This window comes from Prevotella ihumii (assembly GCF_900155655.1).
GTDB lineage: Bacteria > Bacteroidota > Bacteroidia > Bacteroidales > Bacteroidaceae > Prevotella > Prevotella ihumii.
In genome coordinates, this window is record NZ_LT706993.1 from 1 (window position 1) to 1,035 (window position 1,035).

General features: G+C 43.0%; 1 protein-coding gene. It reads left to right on the forward strand.

The window, feature by feature from the left end; genetic code table 11:
• A partial coding sequence (locus tag CZ367_RS13780; RefSeq protein ID WP_237581863.1) for a leucine-rich repeat domain-containing protein occupies positions 1-875 on the forward strand: 875 nt, incomplete at its 5' end.
• Positions 876-1,035: the final 160 nt, after the last annotated feature.

A 1,035-nucleotide genomic window follows, 5' to 3' on the forward strand; every position in this document is an offset into this window, starting at 1 on the left:
TGAAGAAGATTGATAAATATTCGTTCTATGAGGTTTACGAGCTTACGAAGGTAACCTTGCCGAAGTCGCTCACCGAGATAGCAAGCTCGGCATTTTCACACATAAAGAAATTAACAACCATTACTTTACCCGAAAATCTTGAGCAGATAGGCTTTGGCGTGTTTATGAATTGTACGGGACTGACCGAAGTTCACACCCTTGCGGCTGCGCCTCCCTACTGTGGTTCGATGGCATTCTATAATGTGGATTTCGACCAATGCAAGCTGTTTGTTCCTCACGGAAAGCTAAACGTTTACAAAATATCTACACCTTGGTCGTCGTTCAAGCATATCGAAGAGGCTACAGAGAAGTCTTATGTAACCTTTACGACAAGCCAGAAAGTTGGCAGCGAGGTTGTTTTCCATATTGTTGGCGATGATATGACGTTCGACGGAATTAAGTTCTTGAAGACGAAAGATGTATTGGGTGAGAAGTTTGACTACTATCAGGTTACGAAGAAAGATGTAAGAATAGAAGGCAGAATTACGGATATGAGCGTCGATAACTTTGAAGTGGAGGCCCTTGATGTAAGCCATTGTCCTATGCTGAAGGTGCTAAGCTGTAAGAACGGCAAGTTGGAGAAGTTGGAATTGTCTAACAACAAAGACCTTGACACTTTGATTTGCAGCTACTGCGGACTGAAGGAATTGGATATTACGCAGTGCAGAAAGCTTGTTTTCGTGGATTGCGACGAAAACGAACTTACGAAACTCGATGTCAGCAAGAACCTTCTTTTGAACTTCCTTTCAGCAAACAAGAACAAGATTGGCAGCATCGACGTGAGTGCGCAGAAGTATCTTGAAACGCTTTCGCTGAACGGTACAGACATAGAGTAAGCATCCAATATTAGCCGCCTTTGTGTAACATTCTTGCTTTACTACCTTTGCCCGAAAAACTTATGTTTGTACTCAACGAAACAAATGTTTTTCGGGTTTGTTGCACTCCTGTGGATATGCGTCAGGGTATTCTTCGCCTGTCCCAATTGGTACGCAGCAA